Below are 3,649 nucleotides of genomic sequence, written 5' to 3'. Positions count from 1 at the left end.
TTGGCGATCAAATTACTGATATACAAGCAGCTCATGCTTCTCAAATGAAGAGTGGAGCAGCATTATGGGGAGAAGGTATGTTTGAAAAACTAGATATACAGGAGCCAAATTTTGTATTTAATACACCAAGTGAACTATTAGAACTATTAAATCAAAAATTAGAAAATAAATGGTAGTTTATTTTGAGATAGAATTGTAATCAAATAAGATTGAAGAAAAATTTTAGTTTCCATTTTGTCTTTTCATAATTTATAAAGTGTGAAACTAAATAGAGGATAAGATACAGTGAATTGTCTTATCCTTTTTTATTTATAAGCAATGGTATGTGCATATAGATTTTCATTGAGTAAGATAGCTTGAAATTTACTAATTAAATTGTTACTGAGGGGGAGAAGGTATGAATAAAATATCTAAAGTTTATAGTGCGATAGAAGATATAAAACATAACTTTCTTGAGGTGAAACCAGATTTAACATTTAAAGAGGTAATAGAAGAGGCAAATCGATGTCTATATTGTTACGATGCTCCATGTATAAAAGCTTGTCCTACAAGCATAGATATTCCTTCTTTCATTAAAAAGATTACTACAGATAACTTAAAAGGGTCTGCTCGCGTAATTTTTGAGGCTAATCCAGTTGGAGCAACTTGTGCAAGAGTGTGTCCAACTGAAGAACTATGTGAAGGGGCATGTGTATTAAATGAAGCATCTCAACCAATAAAGATAGGAGATTTACAGCGCCATGTTACAAATTGGACAATGAAAAATGAAGTCCAGTTGTTTAAGGAAGGAGAAAAAAAAGGGAAAACCATTGCTATTGTTGGGAGTGGCCCAGCAGGCTTATCAGCTGCGCGAGAATTAGCAAGGTTAGGCTATACTGTTACAATTTTTGAAGCAAAAGAAAAAGCTGGGGGATTGGATACTTATGGAATAGTATCTTTTCGATTGCCGCAAGAAGTATCACTGTGGGAAGTTGATCAAGTTAAGAAATTAGGTGTTAAAATTCTTACTAACACAAAAGTGGGTAAGGATATTATAGTATCAGAACTAATGAATAGTTTTGACGTAATTGTTTTAGCGATTGGTATGTCTTCTGTACCAAATCTTAATATAGAAGGGGAAAATTTGAAGGGAGTATATGATGCAATCCAATTTGTTGAAGATACAAAAAGTAAAGAGCCCACTAGTCGGTTCTTAGGTTCGCGTATTGCAGTTATTGGTGCAGGAAATACAGCAATTGATGCAGCAACTTGTTCAGTTCGGTTGGGAGCTGAAAATGTAAAAATGATTTATCGTCGTACCCAGGAAGAAATGCCTGCATATCAATTTGAATATGAGTTTGCTAAACAAGATGGAGTAGAATTTAAGTGGTTAACACAACCAAAACGAATTATTGGTGATGAAAATGGACATGTAAAGCAATTGGAATGTATACGTATGGAATTGGGAGCAGAAGACTCTTCTGGGCGTCGTAGGTCAATTCCTATTGAGGGTTCGGAATTTATTATTGAAGTGGATGCAGTAATTAAGGCGATTGGGCAGACGCGTTATATTAAATTAATTGAAGAATTTGGTCTCCTTCATAATAAAGGTATTGTTAAAATCAATCCAAAAACAAACCAAACATCTAATCCAAAAATTTTTGCTGCAGGGGATGTTGTTTTTGGTGATGGTCAAGGTGAAGCAATGGTGGTTAGTGCGGCAGTGCAAGGTAAACAAACAGCATATGCTATTCATAAATATGTGTTTGGTTACAAATTAGATGGAATGATGAAGGAGGTTTTATAATGGCGGATTTGTCTATTAACCTAGCAGGGATAAAATCTCCTAATCCGTTCTGGCTAGCATCGGCACCACCAACAAATTCAGGATACCAAGTACAAAGGGCTTTTGCGGCAGGATGGGGAGGAGCTGTTTGGAAAACGTTAGGTGCACCAGTTGTAAATGTCTCTTCTCGTTTTTCTGCTACAAATTTTCAAGGGAAGAAAGTTGCTGGATTTAATAATATTGAATTAATTTCAGATCGTCCACTTGAAGAAATCTTGAGAGAAATTTATGACACAAAGAAGAAGTTTCCGAATCATACAATTATAGCTTCACTTATGGTAGAACCGAAGCAACATCAATGGCACGAGATTGTTAAAAGGGTACAAGATGTAGGAGTTGATGGATTTGAACTGAATTTTGGTTGTCCTCATGGAATGGCTGAGCGTGGAATGGGATCTGCATCCGGGCAAGTACCTGATCTTGTAGAAAAGCAGACATATTGGGTAAAAGAAGTAGCAGAAGTACCAGTGATTGTAAAGTTAACACCTAATATTACAGATATTACAGAAACCGCATATGCAGCCGTAAAGGGGGGAGCAGATGCAGTTAGTATGATTAATACAATTAACAGTCTAATGGGAGTTAATATTGATACATGGAATCCCATTCCACATGTAGATGGAAAAGGAGCACATGGTGGATATTGTGGCCCAGCTGTGAAGCCAATTGCATTAAATATGGTTGCAGAGTGTGCACGTCATCCCGAAATCAATGTACCAATTTCAGGTATGGGGGGGATTTCTAATTGGCGTGACACGGTAGAGTTTATATTAATGGGATCAACAAGCGTACAAGTTTGTACAGCTGCTATGCATCATGGTTTTAGTATTATAGAAGATATGTTAGACGGTTTAAATAATTATTTAGATGAAAAGGGAATTTCTTCTGTGATGGATATAGTAGGGAAATCTGTACCAAGATACTCTAATTGGGGGGATCTTAATCTAAGTTATCATGTGGTAGCAAGAATCAATGATGATGTTTGTATAAAATGTAATAAATGTTATATTTCTTGTGAAGATACATCACATCAGTGTATTGAGATACTTACTAACGATAAGGGAAGTAAATTTCTTAAGGTTCGTGAAGAGGATTGTGTAGGGTGTAATTTATGTTCTATTGTTTGTCCTGTTGATGGAGCAATTGATATGATTGAAACTACAAGTAAAGCACCAGTGACTTGGAATGAGCTTCAAGCTTCAATAAAATAGCTAATAAAAATTAAACATCCAAAGAAGAATACACAAGGTTATCATAAATAAATGCTGCCCTGATTCAATTTTTGAATCAGGGCAGCATTTATTTATGATATAGACCAATAGCTTCAGTAATATTAGTGAGTCCATCTTTTTCTAGTAAAGTTAAGATTTCTTGATTAATATGCTTTGCAACAGAGGGACCACGATAAATCATACTAGTATAGATTTGAATAAGTGAAGCGCCAGACTTAATTTTTTCATATGCATCTTCTCCAGTAAATACTCCACCGGATCCTATAATGGGTAAATTTCCTTGAGTCTGTCGATAGATTTTAGAAATAATTTCTGTAGAACGATGATTTAATGGTTTACCGCTTAAACCACCATTTTGTTTTTGAAATTTTGAATTTAGATTAGTGCGACTTATAGTTGTGTTCGCTGCGATAACTGCATCAATTTTTACCTCTTGAATTATTGAAATAACTCCTTCTAGTTGTTCTGGAGTTAAATCAGGAGCAATTTTTAAAATAATAGGACGGACGATATTGTTTATGTTTTTTACACAGCTCATTACGTTTATCTAATATAGAAGTTAATAATGGTTTTAAAGTATCGACATATTGTA

At 34.9% G+C, this 3,649-nt stretch carries 3 protein-coding genes; 2 read left to right on the top strand and 1 reads right to left on the bottom strand.

Annotation, left to right across the window (positions count from 1 at the left end; genetic code table 11):
- Window positions 1-397: 397 nt before the first annotated feature.
- Both KVT31_RS29155 and preA read left to right on the top strand, forming a co-directional pair.
- Window positions 398-1,786, top strand: a complete 1,389-nt coding sequence (locus tag KVT31_RS29155; protein ID WP_217613690.1) for an NAD(P)-dependent oxidoreductase — start codon at window positions 398-400, stop codon at window positions 1,784-1,786.
- The gene (gene preA, locus KVT31_RS29150; protein ID WP_217613689.1) at window positions 1,786-3,036 is read left to right on the top strand and encodes an NAD-dependent dihydropyrimidine dehydrogenase subunit PreA; all 1,251 of its coding nucleotides are present in this window, start codon (window positions 1,786-1,788) and stop codon (window positions 3,034-3,036) included. The genes KVT31_RS29155 and preA overlap by 1 nt, the downstream gene beginning before the upstream one ends.
- An 88-nt stretch (window positions 3,037-3,124) precedes the next feature.
- Here preA and KVT31_RS29145 read toward each other — a convergent pair whose 3' ends face one another.
- Window positions 3,125-3,595, bottom strand: coding sequence for a dihydroorotate dehydrogenase (locus tag KVT31_RS29145; RefSeq protein ID WP_254637322.1), 471 nt, complete (start codon window positions 3,593-3,595; stop codon window positions 3,125-3,127).
- Between the last annotated feature and the right edge of the window lie 54 nt (window positions 3,596-3,649).

Source organism: Bacillus sp. GbtcB14 (genome assembly GCF_019091205.1).
GTDB classification, from domain to species: Bacteria; Bacillota; Bacilli; order Bacillales; family Bacillaceae_G; genus Bacillus_A; species Bacillus_A cereus_AG.
The sequence above is the reverse complement of the archived record's forward strand: the minus strand, read 5'-3'. Positions and strand labels throughout refer to the sequence as shown.